General features: G+C 54.6%; 18 protein-coding genes and 1 tRNA gene. 7 read left to right on the top strand and 12 right to left on the bottom strand.

The window, feature by feature from the left end; genetic code table 11:
• Positions 1-79: 79 nt before the first annotated feature.
• Positions 80-1,120, bottom strand: a complete 1,041-nt coding sequence (locus BHW66_RS08445) for an FAD-dependent oxidoreductase (RefSeq protein WP_102733798.1) — start codon at positions 1,118-1,120, stop codon at positions 80-82.
• A 132-nt stretch (positions 1,121-1,252) separates the two neighbouring features.
• Positions 1,253-2,362, bottom strand: coding sequence for a 3-isopropylmalate dehydrogenase (leuB, locus tag BHW66_RS08440; RefSeq protein WP_012419834.1), 1,110 nt, complete (start codon positions 2,360-2,362; stop codon positions 1,253-1,255).
• A 166-nt stretch (positions 2,363-2,528) separates the two neighbouring features.
• On the opposite strand from leuB, the gene BHW66_RS08435 reads away from it, so the two are divergent.
• Positions 2,529-2,603: transfer RNA gene (locus tag BHW66_RS08435), tRNA-Asn, on the top strand.
• Between the two features lie 381 nt (positions 2,604-2,984).
• Here BHW66_RS08435 and BHW66_RS08430 read toward each other — a convergent pair.
• Positions 2,985-3,284 (bottom strand): hypothetical protein, encoded by a 300-nt coding sequence (locus tag BHW66_RS08430; RefSeq protein WP_128153454.1) that lies wholly within the window; start codon positions 3,282-3,284, stop codon positions 2,985-2,987.
• Between the two features lie 86 nt (positions 3,285-3,370).
• On the opposite strand from BHW66_RS08430, the gene BHW66_RS08425 reads away from it, so the two are divergent.
• The 3 genes from BHW66_RS08425 to BHW66_RS08415 are packed head-to-tail and all read left to right on the top strand — an operon-like array spanning position 3,371 to position 5,306.
• Positions 3,371-3,502, top strand: coding sequence for a hypothetical protein (locus BHW66_RS08425; RefSeq protein WP_257228184.1), 132 nt, complete (start codon positions 3,371-3,373; stop codon positions 3,500-3,502).
• On the top strand, positions 3,499-4,794 hold the full coding sequence (locus tag BHW66_RS08420) for a DUF3440 domain-containing protein (protein ID WP_022198110.1): 1,296 nt from the start codon (positions 3,499-3,501) through the stop codon (positions 4,792-4,794). The genes BHW66_RS08425 and BHW66_RS08420 overlap by 4 nt, the downstream gene beginning before the upstream one ends.
• Positions 4,791-5,306: a ParB/RepB/Spo0J family partition protein gene (locus BHW66_RS08415; RefSeq protein ID WP_012419831.1), complete on the top strand. Its 516-nt coding sequence runs from the start codon at positions 4,791-4,793 to the stop codon at positions 5,304-5,306. Before BHW66_RS08420 ends, BHW66_RS08415 begins: the two co-directional genes overlap by 4 nt.
• Here BHW66_RS08415 and BHW66_RS08410 read toward each other — a convergent pair.
• The gene (locus BHW66_RS08410) at positions 5,281-5,928 is read right to left on the bottom strand and encodes a hypothetical protein (RefSeq protein WP_164907837.1); all 648 of its coding nucleotides are present in this window, start codon (positions 5,926-5,928) and stop codon (positions 5,281-5,283) included. The genes BHW66_RS08415 and BHW66_RS08410 overlap by 26 nt on opposite strands.
• On the opposite strand from BHW66_RS08410, the gene BHW66_RS08405 reads away from it, so the two are divergent.
• Entirely contained in the window at positions 5,927-6,400 is a 474-nt protein-coding gene (locus BHW66_RS08405; RefSeq protein WP_180974330.1) for a thermonuclease family protein, read from the top strand. The two genes, BHW66_RS08410 and BHW66_RS08405, sit on opposite strands and share 2 nt — an antisense overlap.
• A 94-nt stretch (positions 6,401-6,494) precedes the next feature.
• Here the strand turns inward: BHW66_RS08405 and BHW66_RS08400 are convergent, their stop codons facing one another.
• The 3 genes from BHW66_RS08400 to BHW66_RS08390 form a co-directional block, all read right to left on the bottom strand.
• Positions 6,495-7,460, bottom strand: coding sequence for an alginate lyase family protein (locus tag BHW66_RS08400; protein WP_215833653.1), 966 nt, complete (start codon positions 7,458-7,460; stop codon positions 6,495-6,497).
• Positions 7,461-7,689: 229 nt separating this feature from the next.
• Entirely contained in the window at positions 7,690-8,589 is a 900-nt protein-coding gene (locus BHW66_RS08395; RefSeq protein ID WP_102758762.1) for an SDR family oxidoreductase, read from the bottom strand.
• A gap of 563 nt (positions 8,590-9,152) precedes the next feature.
• A complete protein-coding gene (locus BHW66_RS08390; protein ID WP_022198106.1) occupies positions 9,153-9,413 on the bottom strand; it encodes a hypothetical protein in 261 nt (86 codons plus the stop codon).
• A 228-nt stretch (positions 9,414-9,641) separates the two neighbouring features.
• Between BHW66_RS08390 and BHW66_RS08385 the strand changes: the two genes are divergently transcribed.
• Complete coding sequence (locus BHW66_RS08385) at positions 9,642-10,109, top strand: acyl-CoA thioesterase (protein ID WP_012419825.1); 468 nt, start codon at positions 9,642-9,644, stop codon at positions 10,107-10,109.
• A gap of 22 nt (positions 10,110-10,131) precedes the next feature.
• Here the strand turns inward: BHW66_RS08385 and BHW66_RS08380 are convergent, their stop codons facing one another.
• From BHW66_RS08380 to gpmA, 4 genes are all read right to left on the bottom strand, one after another.
• Entirely contained in the window at positions 10,132-11,541 is a 1,410-nt protein-coding gene (locus BHW66_RS08380; RefSeq protein WP_046436644.1) for a DHA2 family efflux MFS transporter permease subunit, read from the bottom strand.
• Between the two features lie 62 nt (positions 11,542-11,603).
• Positions 11,604-12,752 carry an acyltransferase gene (locus BHW66_RS08375; protein ID WP_046436645.1) on the bottom strand — a complete coding sequence of 383 codons (1,149 nt, stop codon included), beginning with the start codon at positions 12,750-12,752 and terminating at the stop codon, positions 11,604-11,606.
• Between the two features lie 131 nt (positions 12,753-12,883).
• Complete coding sequence (locus BHW66_RS08370) at positions 12,884-13,906, bottom strand: 2-hydroxyacid dehydrogenase (protein ID WP_046436454.1); 1,023 nt, start codon at positions 13,904-13,906, stop codon at positions 12,884-12,886.
• Positions 13,907-13,923: 17 nt separating this feature from the next.
• Positions 13,924-14,688 (bottom strand): 2,3-diphosphoglycerate-dependent phosphoglycerate mutase, encoded by a 765-nt coding sequence (gpmA, locus tag BHW66_RS08365; protein WP_046436647.1) that lies wholly within the window; start codon positions 14,686-14,688, stop codon positions 13,924-13,926.
• Between the two features lie 204 nt (positions 14,689-14,892).
• Between gpmA and BHW66_RS08360 the strand changes: the two genes are divergently transcribed.
• On the top strand, positions 14,893-16,824 hold the full coding sequence (locus tag BHW66_RS08360; RefSeq protein WP_215833652.1) for a beta-galactosidase: 1,932 nt from the start codon (positions 14,893-14,895) through the stop codon (positions 16,822-16,824).
• Positions 16,825-17,195: 371 nt separating this feature from the next.
• Here the strand turns inward: BHW66_RS08360 and BHW66_RS08355 are convergent, their stop codons facing one another.
• Entirely contained in the window at positions 17,196-17,849 is a 654-nt protein-coding gene (locus BHW66_RS08355) for a SagB/ThcOx family dehydrogenase (RefSeq protein ID WP_102737705.1), read from the bottom strand.
• Between the last annotated feature and the right edge of the window lie 32 nt (positions 17,850-17,881).

The following is a 17,881-nucleotide window of genomic DNA, read 5'->3' as shown; positions in this document are numbered from 1 at the left end:
GCCGCATGTAATCGCGTTCAGAACCTTTTGACAAGGAAAATAGCTGTTCCGTTCAAGGAAGGACAGCTGATGTTCCGTATCATTTCCAGAGCGCGGCAGGCAGCAGATCCGGCGGCAGATCCGTTCCGCACACGAGATGTCCGGCAAGCTGGGCGGCGGACCAGGGGGAAGTGGTCACCCCCTTGCTGCCCAGCCCGGAGAAGACGAACTGACCGTCCAGCCCGGGAATGGGACCGGCGACCGGCTGGCTGCGGCGGATGATGGGGCGGACGGCGGCACGGGCGCGGATGACGTCCATGTTCCCGGAATAGCGTTTAACAAGGTCCAGCATCAATTCCTGGACGGCGGGGGCTTCCGGAATGCCGGGAGCATCCCACGCCCACGCGTAGGTGGCCCCGAAGCGCCAGAAAGAACCGTTATGAACCAGCCAGTGTCCGAAATGCAGGATGCCGGCATGCCAGTCCAGCTCTTTCAAGTCCAAATCCAGAATGGTTCCTTTGGAGGGGCGCCCCTTCAGCGGAGACATGTCCGGATGAAGCCCGGCTTCCCAGCCGGTACACCAGACTATGTGGGAAAACGTGCGACCGTTCCAATGGAAAAGACCGTCTGCATCCGGCCGGATATCTGCGGGGGATACATCCGCTTCCACAAAACGGCCCTGTTCCATAAAAAAACGCCGCATGGCAGTGACCATGTTTTCCACGTGCAGCACGGCGGAACCTCGCGTATAGGCGGCTTTCCCGCGGCCTTCCCAGTGTTCCGGCCATGGAAAAAGAGGTCCGGCATAGGCGCAGGATTCCGGAGCCGTCTGGCGTTCCTGCCAGATTTCAAACTGGTCTTCCGTCTCCACTTCCCGGAAAATCGGAGTTTTCTGCCACCAGGACCCGCCTAATTCCCGTTCCGTTTCCGGGTAAAAGGCCTCTGCCGCCGCTAGGCATTCTTCCTGCCTCCATCCGGGGCGGAAGGCGCGGCCCGTCAGGGGGTTTACCAATCCGGCCGCCACCCGGGAGGCCGTTTCCGCTACGGGGCGGTCTGCAACCGTAAACTCCGAGCCGCGGCGTTTCAATTCCCACGCCAGACAACTTCCGGCAATTCCCTGGCCGATGATAAGGATGTTCATGATAGATGGATAAAGAACCGGAAAATCCCGGAAATGAAAGAGGAAAGCGGAGGGGAGGCGGTACCGCTCCCCCCGGAGGAAAGGCGTGCCGCAGGTGTCCCTTCCCCTGCGGCGCCGGAAGAACGGCCCTGTTTACAGGGCGGCGATGATGGCGTCACCCATTTCCGCCGTATTCACGCGGATTTCTCCGGGAGCTCCCGTAGCCAGGTCGCCCGTGCGGCAGCCCTGGTCAATCACGCGGCGAACGGCGGAGTCAATGGCGTCTGCCGCTGTTTTTTCTCCCAGGGAGTAGCGCAACAGCATGGAAAGGGAAAGAATCTGGGCGATCGGGTTTGCAATGCCCTTGCCGGCGATATCCGGAGCGGAGCCTCCGGAGGGTTCGTAAAGGCCGAAGAACAGGCCGTTGTCCTGTGCGCCCTGGCACAGACTGGCGCTGGGCAGCATGCCCAGGGAACCGCAAATCATGGCCATTTCATCGGAAAGAATGTCCCCGAACAGGTTTTCCGTCACCAGCACGTCGAACTGGCGGGGATTGCGCACCAGCTGCATGGCTGCATTGTCCACGTACATATGCAGCAATTCCACGTCGGGATAATCCTTGGAAACTTCAATCATTGTCTCGCGCCACAGCAGGGAATTGGTCAGCACATTGGCCTTGTCCACGCTGGTGACGCGCTTACGGCGGCCGCGCGCAGCCTCGAACGCCACTTTGGCGATACGCACCATCTCGCTTTTATGGTAGCGCATGGTATCCACGACGACTTCGTCGTCTCCCTCCCGTTCGCGGAAACGGGGCTGGCCGAAATACAGGCCGCCAGTCAATTCCCGGACGCATAAAATATCGAATCCGCCTTCAATCAGTTCATTCTTGATGGGGGAGGCATGGGTCAAGGCCGGAAGGCATACGCCCGGACGCAGGTTGGCATACAAGCCGAAATGTTTTCTCAGAGGCAGCAGGGCTCCGCGTTCCGGTTGTTCATTGGCGGGGAGATGCTCCCATTTGGGACCGCCCACGGAGCCGAACAGAACGGCGTCCGCCTCTTCGCAGGCACGAATGGTTTCTTCGGGAAGAGCCTTGCCGCAGTGGTCAATGCCCGCACCCCCTACAAATGCCTCCTTGCGGCTTACGGTAAAGCCAAACTTGCCGCTTACGGCATCCAGAACCTTCAGAGCCTGTGCCATGACCTCGGGCCCGATGCCGTCGCCGGCCAAGACAGCAATATGATGGTGATGTTCACTCATGTCGCTGAAAGTCTGGTCATTCTCCCTTCAAAGGTCAAGAAAACACCGTTGCCATGACCGCGCCGCGGAAGCCTTTTTGCGTCAAAAAGCCTGCAAGAGTAAAAAAGTACTTGCCAAACGCCCGTACCTCCAGTAAAAATCCCTCCGCGTTCCATGGAATGCAAACTCCCCTGTAGCTCAGCGGTAGAGCGGGTGACTGTTAATCACTAGGTCGTTGGTTCGAGCCCAACCGGGGGAGCCACTAATTTTCTAAGCCCTGTAATTTTAATGGATTACAGGGCTTCTTTTTTGTCTGTTTTGAGGCTGGAAAGGTGAAAAACCGCGGAAAAACAACCATAAGTGCTGACAAAATGTCATTTTTTGATTCCGTTCTGGCATGAAATTGGCGTTTCGGGGAAAATCATAAAACGCCTAAAGTCTAATCTGACGGCATGATTAAGGCGTGTACCGGCATATTCATGTTTGGACAGCATCCCGGATTGCAAAAAGGGAAACACGTTTATTTTTCCTTCAGGAAGGAAATGATGGATGTATCGTCTGCCTGGAAGATGCGGTTCCGGAAAGAGTATTGGGGGAAAGATGTTGGAACCGGAAAATGGCTCTGAGTCGTACATTTTTTCGTTCACCTAATTTTAAGCAAGTTATGATTTTTGTATCTCCGATTTTGAAACCGTGCATTCCAACGCAGCGTCTTGAATGCTGCACATAGCGCGGATGTTGCGGAGAAGGAAAGGAGGTCATGGCGCAATGCATAAGGCATTTCTGGAATGGTGTTGCTCGCTAAAAAGCGCAGGTATTTTGAGAAGGAGGGTGATGACAATAAAATTACTGAAATAATTGCAGTAAAAACATTGACCCGCCGCAATAATTCAGTAGGTTGGTATTGTTGACGGAAAATAACGGACGATAAGCTGCTGCGCATTTGAAAACATGAAAAAACATGATGTTGCTTATTTATGCAGAAATGAAGGCGTTGCAACCCTGTTTGAAAGAACAGGGGATATCCCTATGAGCTGCAAGCTGCAAGAGTGGTTTCAGGGAAAATGCATGGCTTCCGGCAATCATATCCGGGCCGACGTGTTCCCGTCCGGCAGGGGGCTGGCGGCGGATGGCGAAAGACAGGCTTTGGAAAAGTTGTGAAAACATATCTGGATAAAAATGTTTATGAGGCGGCTTTAGAACGCATAGCCTATTGTTTCCAAGAGTTTGACAATGTCCTGGTGTCTTTTTCGGGCGGCAAGGACAGCGGCGTCATGCTTAATCTCTGCTATCGTTACGCCGCCGAACAGGGCCTTCTGGATAAGCTGTCCATGTATCACCTTGATTATGAGGCCCAATATCAAATGACGACCGAGTATGTCACCAGAACATTTCTGGAGCAATTCCCCGGCATTCGTAAGATGTGGTACTGTGTACCGATCAGGGCCCAGTCCGCATGCTCCCTGGGGGAACCTTACTGGACGCCGTGGAGCGCCGCCCAGAAAAAACTGTGGGTGCGACCCATGCCGGAAAATCCCTATGTAATCAACGAAAAGAATCTGGACGTCCCGTTCCGGCACGGTATGGTGGACTATGAATTCCAGGATAAGCTTTCACGCCATTTTGCCAAAAAACACGGAAATACTGCCGTCATGGTAGGGTTGCGGGCGGATGAAAGCCTCAACAGATACGCCGCCGTTGCCCGCGGCAATAAAAGGACGTCTTATGAGGGAAGGAAGTGGATTACACGGGCTGATGCCGTGACCGTCAGCGCCTACCCTCTTTATGACTGGCGCGTCAGTGACGTCTGGACGGCTAACGCCCGTTTTGGTTTTGACTATAACCGCCTTTACGATCTCCTGTACCAGGCAGGCCTTACGATCGGGCAAATGCGGGTGGCAAGCCCGTTTAATGACTGCGCCCAGGAAAGCCTGAAGCTTTACAAAGTTATTGATCCTGCCAACTGGGCGCGCATGGTCGGGCGCGTCAACGGCGTCAACTTCACGGGTTTGTACGGAGGTACGACGGCCATGGGCTGGAAAACCATCAAACTGCCGCCCGGCCATACCTGGAAGTCCTATTATGAATTCCTGCTTTCCACAATGAACGAGAAAACGGCGGAACACTACAACAATATTTTGGAGAGGTCTAAAAAGTACTGGATGAAAGGGGGCACCGTCGATCCCGGAACTGCCGATGAAGTGCTGGCCGCCTATCCTCTGGCGACCGTGACGGGAAAGTCGGGCCGTTACGTCGACCGCGACGTCATTCAGTTTATGGGCTATCCCGACGACATGCCGGTCAGCAATTTCCGGCAGGTGCCTTCCTACAAGCGCATGTGCATCTGCATCATGAAGAATGATTACTTTTGCAAGTACGCCGGGTTCGGTCCAACCAAGGGAGCGATTGCCCGGCGCCGGGCCGCCGTCAATAAATACCGCAATATTTTATGAAAACCTCCTATCAATCCCCCGTTTACAAAATCCGGCGCGTTCCCCTGGACCAGATACGTTCCAATGCCTATAACCCGAACAGCGTAGCTCCCCCCGAAATGAAGCTGCTCTACCAGAGCATCAAGGAGGACGGTTATACGATGCCTATCGTTTGTTATAAGCTGGAGGACGGGACCTATGAAATCGTGGACGGGTTCCACCGCTGCCAGATCATGAAGACTTACCGCGATATTTACGAACGGGAGGGTGGCATGATGCCGGTGGCCGTAATCGACAAGCCTCTTGGAAACCGCATGGCTTCCACCATCAGGCACAACCGTGCCCGGGGATCTCATAATATCGCCCTCATGACCAATATTATCCAGGAGTTGACGGAGGCGGGCATGTCGGATGCGTGGATACTCAAAAATCTGGGGATGGACGCGGAAGAATTGTTGCGCCTCAAGCAGCTCAGCGGGATTGCCTCCCTGTTCCGGGACGAGGAATTCAGCCGGGCATGGGAATCGAAATAATATCAACCCGGAATCCATGAATAAATATGTCGCTCAACTGCTGGAAGTCATTCAGAAGAAAACAGGCTGTGACACGAGCGGCGCCGTGCGCTGGCTGGCGAATCAGGCCGGGGTGTCGGAAAGAACGGCATGGTACTGGAAACAGCAGGAGAAACTGAGAAAGGCAACGGAAAAGAACCTCGGCAGAATAGCCGAAGAATTGAAAAAATGAGTGAAATGCCTCACGCCATGCCATTGAATGTTGCAGGGCGCCCGGTTCTTCTTGTTTAACATGCAGCTTTTCTAAATGGCAGCATGATTGGATTGTTGGGTGCGCCGGCGGGATGTTCTTCCGCTCCCGGCACGGCAGCGAATAAAGATGTTCCGGAGCGGGGCAATGATACAGCCTGTTTACCGTTGTTCCGGACAGGTTGGAATAGGTTCGGGAATTGTGTTCCTTCATGCCGGAAAACATGATGGCCTGTTCCAGAACAGGCTGTCCACAGATGACCGCATTCATCTGTTTCCGGCCGTGTGAACAGTGCGGGAACGGTTTCTCTAAAGAGTAGTTGCATCCTGATATTTTTTGGATTATATCATTTTTCATGAAATGGCTTTTGATTTTCCTGATAAGTCCCTGCATGGCTTTTGCTGAAAGTATCAGGGGAGTCGTGATTAACGTGATTGACGGCGACACGGTCATCCTTCTGGAAAAGACGCCTGAACAAATGCGTACGCACCGGATACGGCTTGAGGGAATTGATACGCCGGAAAGGGGGCAGGACGGGTATGAAGGCGCCAAGAAATACCTGGAAAAGCTGATTTGGGGAGAGACGGTTACAGTCCGGTATACCGAGAATGACAGGTACGGCCGTATTTTAGGGGAAATATGGCATGGAAAAATGTTCGTCAACGAAGAGATGGTGAAGGAAGGATGGGCGTGGATTTATAAAAATTTTTCCGCCAGCCGGAAGCTCGTTTCTCTTGAAAGGGATGCCAGAAAGGCCCAAAAAGGCATCTGGTCTGACCCGAATCCCATATCTCCGTGGGAATGGAAAGCAGCAAAAAGAAAGGAAAAATCTAAGGGGAAAAATACTGGGGAGATCCCTTATTAAATCGTTTTCCGGGAAAATGCCTCGTTCGTGATGCTGCTGGACAGGGGATTTTCAATAAGCAGGAAAAACGGATGCTTTTAACGGCGGGCGCGGTTCAGGAGCATTTCCGTTGTGGCCTGCCCGCCTGCTCCGGTTCAAAGATGGCGGGCAGCGGAGTGTTTGCCCTGGAGCCTTGCCAGGGCCATGTTTCAGGGTTGGCGCGGTAAGGCAGGAGATAATCCACAGCTTTTTGAATGGAAGCCCCGGCGGGTGTTTTCCGGTAACGGTAGTTCTTGTCGCCCATGCGTTCTGCAAGATGCACCAGGTATCCCCATGCCTGAAGAGTGTAAACGCTGTATTGCCAGGGTTCCGCCCGTTTGAGTTCTTCGGGCTGGGATCCGTCGGGAGCGATGTGGCGGTCCATGTTGGCGAAGGCTTCCGCCAGCCATTGGGCCGCTTCATGACTGCGGCCCAGGAAGGATGCCAAATGGGCGCATTGCGCCACATAAAACAGATAATGGTTGTTGCTGCACGTGTGTGCATGCCTGCCCTGCCTGCTGGTAGTCAGCCATGTGTAATACTGGTTCAGCCACGCATCCACCTGCTTCCATTCCTCTGCCGTTAGGGCATTGGAGCATTTCAACGCCGTCAAAGCTTCCAGGAATTCGGGAATGCGGTAAAGGTCGATGATGCCTCCTCCGCCTCCTTCCGTCCGGTTTCCGGGGCGAATTTGGGCATATTTCAGATGGGGCTGCATGCGGGTTGCCGGAGCAATGAACCAGGCTTTCAGCCATTGCCCGGCCCGGGAGGCGGCCTGCGGATCCCTGTCGAGTTTATACTGCCGTCCCAGGCTGCAGACCGTGCCGATGAAAGCGGCCATCCTGCCGCTGTCGTCCATGCTGCGGAGCCGTTTGTTCTTTTTGCCGTCAATGGGTTTGTAAGGACCGTCCGGATTGGCGGGGTCCGGCCAGTAATAAAGGGCATAGCTGACATATTCATTGGCCTGCGCTTTTTCTCCGAACAGGCTTTTTTTCTCTCCAAGGGTGATGACGGGTGCGTTCAGAGGACTGCCATGCACCATGGAAAAGAGAAGCGCCGTGAAAGGGAAAAAGATGAACCAAAACCTCCAAAATGCCATTACCCTATTCAAGCAGGAACCTTTTGCCGGGACAACCGGGAAATGGAGCAATGCCCTGATTTCCTTGCAGAGCCGTTTCCGGCCGCTTTCCCGGTCATCCGGGGGTGTGGCGCTGCGGAAAGAGATTCCGGAAAGTCAGTCCGGCCCTTTTCCCGGATTGCGGGTTTCCGCATCAGGCCAGATGCATGCCGCCGGTAACGCCAAAGACCTCCGCAGTAATGAAGCTGGATTCCTGGGAGGCGAGAAAGACGTATAGTCCGGAGAGTTCCACAGGTTGCCCTGCCCTTTTGAGAGGCGTTTTCCGTCCGAATTCCGGCAGGTCCTTCTGCAGCTGGCCTCCAGTTACTTGCAGGGCTGTCCAGATGGGGCCGGGAGCCACCACGTTGACCCGGATGCCTTTGGGGGCAACCTGCTTGGCCAGGGAGCGGCTGAACGCGATGATGGCCGCTTTTGTGGAAGCATAGTCCACCAGGTTCTTGCCGGGCTGGTAGGCCTGAATGGAGGAGCAGGTAATGATGCTCGTCCCCGGCTTGAGATGCGGAAGGGCTTCCTTGGCAATCCAGAACAGGGAGAACACGTTTACTTCAAATGTCTTGGTTAATTGTTCCGTGGTAATGTCCCGGATATCTTCCACCGCCACTTGTTTACCGGCTACCAGGGCCATGATGTCCAGTCCGCCAAGTTTTTCCAAGGCATCCCTGATGAGTTTTTTACAAAAGACTTCATCGCTGAGGTCCCCCGGCAGTAGGACGGCCTTCCGGCCCTCTTTTCTGATGAGTTCCGCCACTTCTTCGGCATCGCTTTGTTCTTCAGGAAGGTAGTTCAAGGCTACGTCGGCTCCTTCGCGTGCGTAGGCAATAGCCGCCGCCCGGCCTATTCCCGAGTCTCCCCCTGTGACCAGGGCTTTTCGTCCACGGAGCCTGTTGCAGCCATGGTAGCTTTGTTCCCCGGAATCCGGCACGGGCTTCATTCCGGATTGCAGTCCGGGGGCTTTCTGCTGCTGCTTTTCATATCTTTCCTGTTGGAATTCACCGCGCGGGTCCTGTATTTCGTTAGTGCCTTTTGTGCTCATTTTTTCGTCAGTCATATTTTGATGCGGAGTTGACGGAAGGGGAAAAGCGCTGCCATGCGGGAAATAGCCGGCAGCATTCCCTTTTCCGGCATTCTTCATTCCTGTCGTGATGACCAGGCTTCGGACAGCCTGTTCAGGGAAAGACATGTTTTTATTTCAATATGCCATTGATATTTATTTATATAGGAATTTTCTAAATGTTGTTTTTATTGGCCGGAGAAAGTTATTTGATTTTCAGATTTCCTGAATTTCCCCAATCCACTTTAGGGGAAAAACATCCTTGGGATGATTGATGATTTTAGAATAATTTAATTTCTTCTTCTGTTTTACCACCGTTTTTGATGCCGTCCGTAAGTGAAATATCCGGCTGTATCCGCCAGGAGCGTCGGAAGGGTGGGAATGTCTTTCATTTCTACGGGGGTGCCAGCCGAAGGCGCCGCAGAAAGCCGGTATCTGGATGGTGTCAGCCCGTCCCCAAACGGTTAAGACCGGGGAACGAAGGGAAAAGATATTTCTTTCCTTCCTGTTTACAGGCGGAAAAAAAGAAATGAAAGAAAACGGAATCAGCTTTCTTCCTGTTCCAGTTTCGCTTTCCTGGCCAGGATTTTTTTCATGACGGCACGGCGATCTCCTTCCGGTATTTCCACGGGGTTGCCGCGATAGTCGCTGGTCATGGCGGCCAGGGCCCCTCCTACGTGGCGCATGTTGAAAATCGGCAGTTTCCAGGTGGAAGGCTTTTCCGGATCGGGTACGTAGGCAAAGTCGGAAGCGGGATGTGCCTCCCCGTCCACTTTTTTTGTTTTGGATTCATGGTTGCGGTCCATGAGTAATGGACAACCGCCTTTACCGGCCATGGTGGAAAAGCTCCGGGATAAGACACGGAAATCCGCCTGCCCAACTTAATCAATATGGGAAAGCAGTTTATTCCGGGCTGTTTTCTTTTTTCCGCAGAGCGTGCCGGCACCGCCCGTTTTCCGCTTCCGCGTTTTACCCTTTACAAGAGGGCTGTGATAGATAAGCATGTCCTTATCAATTTATAATAATTCTTATTTATGGAAAATACATATCGTCATGCCCAGCTTCCGGAAGGGCGCGTTCCCGCCCTGCGCGTGGAACCAATGCCTGCGGATACCAATCAGAGCGGGGAAGTATTCGGCGGCTGGGTGATGAGCCAGGTGGACCTTGCGGGAGCCAATACCGCCATGCGCTATGCATTGAGCCGCTATATTGTGACGCGTGCGGTGAGCAGCCTGACGTTTGAAGCTCCTGTGCTGGTGGGCGATGTAGTGTCCTTTTATACGGATATTATCAAGGTGGGCCGCACCTCCGTCACCGTGAAGGTGGAGGTATATGCGGAACGTCTGACGAAGCTTTGCAATAACATTGCCAAAATTACAGAGGCGGAGCTGGTTTATGTAGCCCTGGGGGAGGATAAGAAACCGATTACCCTGGAAGAGTCCCGCGCCCGGTTTGCGCAGTGCTGTTCTCTTGAGACGGGAGATTCCTCTTCCTGTTCCTGAACAGGGGCGGGAATTTTCCTCTTCAAGCTGCTTTTTTCCGTTTGCGGGTGATTCCCTTGTCTTTGTCCACCAGGGCGAAGATGAAGGAACTGGCCGCGGCAATGGCGCCGATGGTGGCGAAAGTGGTATGAAAGGCGGTTTCCACAGCCTTTCCGGAGGTAGCCGAATGGCCGCCGAAGCTGTCCAGCAGCAGGGAGGCCGCGGCAATACTGACAGCAATGGAGAGCTGCATGATCGTGGAAAGCAGGGAGTTTCCGCTGCTGGCGTCTGCATTGGGGAGGTCAATCAGCGTCAGGGTGTTCATGCAGGTGAACTGAATGGAGTTGGCCCCGCCCAGCAGCGCGAGCATGCCCAGGAGAATAAGTTCATGGGTTCCGGGGCCTACAAAGTGGAAAGAGGCCAGCAGCGCTCCTATGGTGAAGGTATTGACGACCATGATGTTCCGGTAACCAAATTTCCCGAGCAGACGCGGCGCAACCGTTTTTGCCAGCAGATTGCTCAGGGCCAGCGGAATCAGGGACATGCCGGACTGAAGAGCGGAATAACCAAGCACCACCTGGAAGAAAAGCGGCATCAGGTACGGCAGGCAGCTTCCGCCCAGGCGGCAGACGATGTTGCCGGCGATTCCGATGGCAAAGTTTCTGATGCGGAACAGGGCCGGGCTGAAGATGGGGGCTTTTGAACGGAACGCCAGCACCCAGTACAGAAGTTGAAGAATGCCTCCGGCAGACGTGAGGATGACCATGCGCGGCTTATCGGTTATGCCTCCTGCGGAAGAGAGGCCCATCGTAGCCAGGACGGCGGAGGAGGAGAAAAGGAAGAAACCCGGCCAGTCGAATTTCTGTTCCCGGACCGCTTTCAGGTCCGGCATCAGCTTCCAGGTGGCCCACAGGCCCGCCATGCCTACCGGGATGTTGATCAGGAATATCCAGTGCCAGGAAGCGTACTGTACGATGATACCGCCCAGCACCGGCCCCAGAAGGGGGCCCAGCAGCGCCGGAATCGTTACAATGTTCAGGACATTGACGAACATGGAGCGGGGATAGGAGCGCAGGATGACAAGGCGCCCGACGGGCATCAGGAAGGCGCCGCCTATTCCCTGGATGACGCGGCATACCGTCATCATGGTAACGGAGGCGGAAAGGGCGCACAGCAGGGAGCCTACGGAAAAAACGGAGATGGCCAGCAGGAAAGTACGGCGTGAACCCAGTTTGTCGGATATCCATCCGGAGGCCGGCATCAGGACGCAGACGGTGAGCATGTAGGCCGTTACCAGGGAGTGGAGCTGCAGCGGATGGCTGTTGAAGCTGCGGGCAATGGTGGGAATGGCCGTGTTCAGGATGGTGGCATCCAGCATCTGCATAAAGAATGCCGATGCCACAAGAAAGGGCAGGTAGCGCAGAGCTTTGGAGGATGTCGGCAGTTTTTCCATGAAAGACCGCTGACAGTATCCGGCCTGGCCCCGCCCGGGGCAAGGCAGATGTTTGTTCCGCTTTACGCCCCGGGTTCCGGAGGATGCCGCTTCAGCACGCGTTTGGAAAGCCATGCGCGCACGGGCTCGTCATAAAGCTTCAGGCACCCGTAGGCTACGGCAATGCAGAGGAATAAGACGCCTGCCGCTACGGGGAGCGCACGGGAAAGAGGGACTTCCGCATCGTGAACCCAGGCCAGGTAGAGATATACGATAGGATAGTGGGTGATATAAAGGGGATAGGAGATGTTTCCCAAAAACCGGCTGGCTCTGGAAGAGATGTCTCCAGGGATGTCACTGGCTCCGAGGAAGACTATCACGGGAAAGATGACAATGATGCAGAAGGCGTCATACAGACCGTTCAGGCGGAAATGTTCCGCGCCTCCTACATGGGGCGCCGCCAGGGTTCCCGCCAGAAGCAGGCTGCACCACCAGAAACCATGCCTGATCCGTCCAGGTTTGCACAGGCGGAACAGGAGCAGACCGCCGAAGAAAGGGAACATGAGCCGTGTAAGCCCCACACGGCACTGTTCCGCATCCAGAGTCCAGCCGCCGATGTTGTTGCCCTGCGTGTAGCACTGGTGAATGAGGGCGCAGCCCGCCAGAAAGACCAGGACCGCCAGCCATCTGCTGGTAAATTTTCTGATGAGCATGGCATAAAGGATATTGGCGACGTATTCGAAGAAGAGGGACCAGGCCGGACCGTTCAGCGGGTGCATTTCCGACCATCCGCGCACATCCAGGGAAACGGGAACGGGCAGCAGCGTGAATCCCACGGTCATGACCAGCAGCATTTTCCATACGGGGGTTTGCGCAAGGTTCGGGAAGATTTCAGACCCCTGGAAGTAAAAGAGGATTCCCCCCAGCAGCATCCCCATGACCACCATGGGTTGAAGGCGCACCAGCCGCCGCTTGCAGAAGTTCCACAGGTTCATTTTTTCCCAGCGGTCGTCATAGGCGTATCCGATGACGAAGCCGGACAGCATGAAGAAGAAGTCCACGGACAGGTAGCCGTGGTTGATGATCTGGTCCGTATGGAACTGGAAGTCCCTGGCGCTGCCTTCAAACATGTGGAACAGGACCACCATGACGGCGGCCACCCCGCGGAGGCCGTCCAGAGCGGCGTAGTGCGGTTTGGGAGCCAGGACGGAGGCAGGGGCTGGAGTGCTCATAGTATATAATACGGCGGGAAGTGGCGGCGCTTGCATAAAAAAGCTGCCGCCTTTCCCCGAATTCCGCCTTCTGTCCGGCAGAAGGCGGATGAGAAAGTCCCGGATTTCCGTAGAGCGCCCGCCGGGCACGTTCAGCGTGACTGAAGCGAGACTCGGTTGATCAGAGGTTTGCTTTCCAGAAAGTCCCGGATGTTGTGCAGGGTGACTTCCGCAATATTGTGCAGGGCTTCTTTCGTGAAAAAGCCCTGGTGGGAAGTCAGGATGACGTTGTTGAAGGAAAGAAGACGGGCCAGAGTATCGTCATCAATAATCCTGTCGGATTTGTCTTCGTAGAAATATTCTCCCTCTTCTTCGTACACGTCCAGTCCGGCAGCTCCCACTTTTTTTGATTTCAGGCCGTCAATCAGCATTTCCGTGTTAATCAGCTTGCCGCGTCCCGTGTTGATGATCATCACTCCATCCTTCATTTTTCCAATGGAATCCGTATTAATCAGGTGTTCCGTTTCCGGAGTAAGGGGACAGTGCAGGGAGATGATATCGGACCGGGCGTACAGATCGTCCAGGGTGGTGTACGTAATGCCAGCTTCTTCCGCAAAGCGCTGGTCAGGGTGCAGGTCATAGGCCAGGATGTTCATCCCGAAGCCTTTGAGAATGCGGATGAGGATTCTGGCGATTTTTCCCGTTCCGATGATGCCGGCCGTTTTTCCATTCATGTCAAAGCCCATCAGGCCGTGAAGAGAAAAATTGCCGTCCCTGGTGCGCCAGTAGGCGCGGTGTATTTTGCGGTTCAGGGAAAGCATCAGGGCTACGGCATGTTCCGCCACCGCATAGGGAGAATATTGGGGCACCCGCACGACGGGCAGTTCCGCTTCTTCCGCAGCTTTCAGATCCACATTATTGAATCCGGCGCAACGCAGAGCCAGCAATTTGACGTCATTTTCCTTCAGGTTCCGTATTACTTCCCGGTTTGCCGTGTCATTGACGAAAATGCACGCTACGTCCGTACCGCGGGTCAGGGGCACGCTGTCCGGAGTGAGGTGCCCTTTGAAGTAACGGATGTCGTAATGGAATTCGCGTTCATTGACAGAATTGAAGGAATCCCGGTCGTAGGGCTTGGCGTCAAAGAACGCAATGCGGCAGGAATGGGCGGTCATAGGAAAGGATAGTGAGGTTATTCCGCAGGCGTTTTTTTCTTTGCGCTTCCCTGGCCGGCGACGGCCGCCATGCGTTTGCGGATTTCTTCCGGATCCCCAAGAAAGTAGTCTTTTTCCAGGTTCAGGGAGTCGTCAAATTCAAATACATAGGGGGTGGCGGTAGGAAGATTAAGGGAAAGCAGCTGTTCGTCAGGAATGTTTTTCAAATACTTGATCATGCCCCGCAATGTGTTGCCGTGGGCTACGATCAGGATATTGTCCAGCGTCCGTAGAGAAGGGAGAACTGTTCCTTCCCAGTAGGGCATCATGCGGGCAATAGTTTCTTTCAGTGATTCCGTTCGCGGAAGTTCGCTGTCCGGCACTCCCTTGTAGCGGGGATCCCATTTGGGGTTGGCGGGATCGTCCTCCGCCAGGGGAGGAGGCGCCACGTCATAACTGCGCCTCCAGATCAGTACCTGTTCGTCTCCGTATTTTTGAGCCGTTTCACTTTTATTCAGGCCCTGGAGCATGCCGTAGTGCTTTTCATTCAACCTCCAGCTTTTGGAGACGGGCAGCCAGTCCTGGTCCAAACGGTCCAGCACGCAGTTGAGCGTTTTCACGGCCCTCTTGAGATAAGAGGTGTAGGCATGGTCAAAGGCCATTCCCCTGTCTTTCAGAAGGTCGCCCGCGTGGTTGGCTTCCTGTATTCCCAATTCCGTCAGATCCACGTCCGTCCATCCGGTGAATCTGTTTTCACGGTTCCACGTGCTTTCTCCATGGCGAAGAAGAACAATTGTTTTCATATTGATCAATTTAGACAGGCGTCCTCCGGTTTTCATACAAAGGGATGAAGATATATGACATGATCACATTCCACGGAACGGAAGGCCTCCGTTCCGTCCGGCCCCGTCAGATTTCTGGCGGAGGGGAAGGGTATTCCGAAGATTCGGAGAAGAGAGAAAAAAATTGTTATTGGCAACCGTCTTCAAATGAATTAACTGTTCAACATGATGAAGCAATATAGTTTCAGTTGGTCTGCCGCACTGATGGCCGTCGGAGTGGGAGCATTGGCATGGGCTGGCCCTGAGGCTGTCCAGAATGTACAGAAACCCGCTCTTTCCGGAGGACCCCCCGTTGTGTTCGGGTTCGGCGGGGAAGGGAACCAGGAGTTCATGCTGAACGGGAAACCCTTCCAGATCCGCGGCGCGGAGATGCATCCCCAGCGCATTCCCCGGGAATACTGGAGGCACCGCATCAGGACCGCCAAGGCTATGGGGCTGAATACTATTGCATTTTACGTGTTCTGGAATGACCATGAGCAGCCGGACGGCAGCTTTGACTTTAAGACGGGCAATCGGGATCTGGAAGGGTTCCTCAAGTTATGCCAGGAGGAAGGCATGTGGGTTTTATTCCGCCCCGGCCCCTATGCATGCGGGGAATGGGATCTGGGTGGGCTGCCTCATTATTTGCTGAAGGATCCCAAGGCCAAGTTGAGAACTACGGAAGACGCCAAATTCATGAAGGCGCAGACGCGTTATCTGGAGGCCGTGGCTCGTGTGGCGGAGCCTTTTTTAGCCAAAAACGGGGGCCCCATTCTGATGACCCAGCTTGAAAACGAATACGGGAGCTACCAGCGTAAAGACCGCAAGTATATGGAATGGCTGAAGGCGTTCTGGAGCAGGAAGGGTTTTGGCCCCTTTTACACCTCCGACGGCGCGGGAGAACATTTTCTGAAAGGCGTGGTGCTTCCAGGCGTGGCCGTAGGGCTGGATCCGGGGCTGAACGACGGCCATTGGGCAGTGGCTAATAAATGCAATCCGGGAGTTCCCGTTTTTTCCTCGGAAACGTATCCGGGCTGGCTGCGGCACTGGGGGGAGGGGAATTGGGCTCCCACCCCTGGAGTGGTCAACCACGTCCGCTGGTTTATGGACAAGGGGCGTTCCTTCAGCTTGTTCGTTTTCCACGGAGGCACCAATTTCGGATTCTCGGCCGGAGCCAACAACGGAGGGCCGGGAAAATACCAGCCGGACCTGACGAGTTATGATTACGGTTCTCCCGTGGATGAGCAGGGGCGGATGAATGAATATTATGCCCAGATGAGGGACATCATTTTGAAAAAGTTGCCTCCCGAAGCCGCTGTGCCGGAACCTCCCGCGGACATTCCGGCCATGGAAATTCCGGAGTTTACGCCCGCAGTGCATGCCGGCCTTTGGGAGAACCTGCCCAAGCCTTTCCGGTCCAAGTTCCCGCAGCCTCCCTATTTTGAACAATGGAACCAGAACCAGGGTATTGCCGTTTACAGCACGGCCGTTCCGTCAGGACCGCCTGAAACGCTGGAATTTACCAATGTCAATGACTATGCCCAGGTGTATCTGGATGGAGAGCTGGTCGGCACGCTGGATCGGCGGCTGGGGCAGAAGAGCGTGAAACTGCCGGAGCGCAGGAAGCCGGGGACGCTGGAAGTTCTGGTAGAGGCCATGGGGCATATTAATTTTCATATCAGCATGGAGAGTGACCGCAAGGGGATTTACGGTCCTGTGAAACTGGGAACGCGGGAGTTAAAGAACTGGACGGTGAGGGCGCTTCCCCTGAAAGCTGATTCCATTGTGCGGGCTCCCAAAGGAAAGGGGCCTTCCCAGAAACGGGAAGGGGCGCATTTCCGGGCCGTTGTAAATATTGAAGAGCCTCAGGACACGTTTCTGGATATGTCCCGCTATGTCAAGGGGTATGTATGGGTGAACGGAATCAACGTGGGGCGCTATTGGAATGTGGGACCTCAGTTAAGGCTGTATGTCCCGGCCCCATTCCTGAAAAAAGGGGAGAATGTGATTGATATTCTGGACCTGCACGAAAAGGAGCCCAAGCCTGTCCGCGGCATGAAGGAACGCAACAAGGAACCCGGAAAGATAAATACCAAAAACCTGGACAACCAGTGGTAATGCTGGTGCGTTTTCCGCTTGCGGTTCCGGATTTTCCATGAATTTGAACTATGGGAAAGACCGCAAGCGGGGAGTAGATTTCCTGGCGCCGCAGTTTCCCGGGAATTCCGGTTTGAACATTTCTCCAGCCAATGCCGCAGGGCGGAGTGGCGGAACCGGGCTTGCCCGAAACGTTCATCCAACAGTTCGCCAAACGCTTTTTCTATTGTTGCCGGGCTGTCCGGAAGAGTGCGCTCCTGACTGGCCCGGCAATGGTTCCTGGCGTTTTTATTTCCATGGGAACGGCGGTTCCCATGACGGTTTTTCGCAGGGCATGAGGAAGAGCCGCCGATGGAACGGCGAGTCTCACAGCGTTCCGGCTTATGGTTTTTTCAGGATTTTGACGGATAGCCGACACTCTGGGCGTACAGGACTTTTTTGAGGACGGGGAGCTTCAGGCACTGCTGGATATAATTGGCGTTAATCATGGCGCGGAACACGGTGCCGAGCCCTTCGGAAGCACAGAAAAGGTAAACGTTTTCTCCAATAAACCCCGCATCCGTGCAGGCCGTGACCAGCTTTCTCCTGGCATCAAAGTCTCCCGGCTGTTTGGACTGGTCTACTACATAGACCAGGTTTAACGGCGCGGTAGCCGCGAATTCCTGTGTTCCCGTAGCGGCCCGCATGTCGCCCTGAACCACTTTCTCCAGCCGGTGGGTTTCCGGCCTGTAAAGATAGGTGCCCTGCGGCAGAACGACATAGATTTCTATTTCATTGGAATTCCGGGAAGACGGCGCCGTGCGGTAGTCGGGATCGTCCCGGTTGACGCCTTGCGCCGCCCAGAGCAGGGAGGACAGGATTTCCACCGGGATAGGTTTGTCTGCAAAGGACCTGGTGGAATGCCGTTCATGAAGAACCTGCATGAGGGGCTTTCCTCCCTTTTTATCTGGCGGAGGCAGCACGATGTCGTTACAGAGAGCCGTTCCGGAGAAGAGGATTCCCGAAATGACGGCCAGAAACGGACTGAGATGAGAGAAAGTGTTCATAGGCAACGGGAAAAACATATGTCAGCCAGGAA

The sequence above is a fragment of the Akkermansia sp. 54_46 genome (assembly GCF_001917295.1).
Taxonomy (GTDB): Bacteria; Verrucomicrobiota; Verrucomicrobiia; order Verrucomicrobiales; family Akkermansiaceae; genus Akkermansia; species Akkermansia muciniphila.
This window is presented reverse-complemented; position numbering and strand designations above follow the sequence as displayed.

What these genes read in the sequence shown, in the direction of transcription:
- BHW66_RS08375 (WP_046436645.1), bottom strand. Translation starts at nt 12,752, where the DNA reads ATGAGCACTCCAGCCCCTGCCTCCGTCCTGGCTCCCAAACCGCACTAC.
- BHW66_RS08380 (WP_046436644.1), bottom strand. Translation starts at nt 11,541, where the DNA reads ATGGAAAAACTGCCGACATCCTCCAAAGCTCTGCGCTACCTGCCCTTT.
- BHW66_RS08370 (WP_046436454.1), bottom strand. Translation starts at nt 13,906, where the DNA reads ATGACCGCCCATTCCTGCCGCATTGCGTTCTTTGACGCCAAGCCCTAC.
- BHW66_RS08415 (WP_012419831.1), top strand. Translation starts at nt 4,791, where the DNA reads ATGAAAACCTCCTATCAATCCCCCGTTTACAAAATCCGGCGCGTTCCC.
- gpmA (WP_046436647.1), bottom strand. Translation starts at nt 14,688, where the DNA reads ATGAAAACAATTGTTCTTCTTCGCCATGGAGAAAGCACGTGGAACCGT.
- BHW66_RS08430 (WP_128153454.1), bottom strand. Translation starts at nt 3,284, where the DNA reads ATGCGCAGCAGCTTATCGTCCGTTATTTTCCGTCAACAATACCAACCT.
- BHW66_RS08355 (WP_102737705.1), bottom strand. Translation starts at nt 17,849, where the DNA reads ATGAACACTTTCTCTCATCTCAGTCCGTTTCTGGCCGTCATTTCGGGA.
- BHW66_RS08360 (WP_215833652.1), top strand. Translation starts at nt 14,893, where the DNA reads ATGATGAAGCAATATAGTTTCAGTTGGTCTGCCGCACTGATGGCCGTC.
- BHW66_RS08390 (WP_022198106.1), bottom strand. Translation starts at nt 9,413, where the DNA reads ATGGACCGCAACCATGAATCCAAAACAAAAAAAGTGGACGGGGAGGCA.
- BHW66_RS08400 (WP_215833653.1), bottom strand. Translation starts at nt 7,460, where the DNA reads ATGGTGCATGGCAGTCCTCTGAACGCACCCGTCATCACCCTTGGAGAG.
- BHW66_RS08395 (WP_102758762.1), bottom strand. Translation starts at nt 8,589, where the DNA reads ATGAGCACAAAAGGCACTAACGAAATACAGGACCCGCGCGGTGAATTC.
- BHW66_RS08425 (WP_257228184.1), top strand. Translation starts at nt 3,371, where the DNA reads ATGAGCTGCAAGCTGCAAGAGTGGTTTCAGGGAAAATGCATGGCTTCC.
- leuB (WP_012419834.1), bottom strand. Translation starts at nt 2,362, where the DNA reads ATGAGTGAACATCACCATCATATTGCTGTCTTGGCCGGCGACGGCATC.
- BHW66_RS08445 (WP_102733798.1), bottom strand. Translation starts at nt 1,120, where the DNA reads ATGAACATCCTTATCATCGGCCAGGGAATTGCCGGAAGTTGTCTGGCG.
- BHW66_RS08405 (WP_180974330.1), top strand. Translation starts at nt 5,927, where the DNA reads ATGGCTTTTGCTGAAAGTATCAGGGGAGTCGTGATTAACGTGATTGAC.
- BHW66_RS08410 (WP_164907837.1), bottom strand. Translation starts at nt 5,928, where the DNA reads ATGCAGGGACTTATCAGGAAAATCAAAAGCCATTTCATGAAAAATGAT.
- BHW66_RS08385 (WP_012419825.1), top strand. Translation starts at nt 9,642, where the DNA reads ATGGAAAATACATATCGTCATGCCCAGCTTCCGGAAGGGCGCGTTCCC.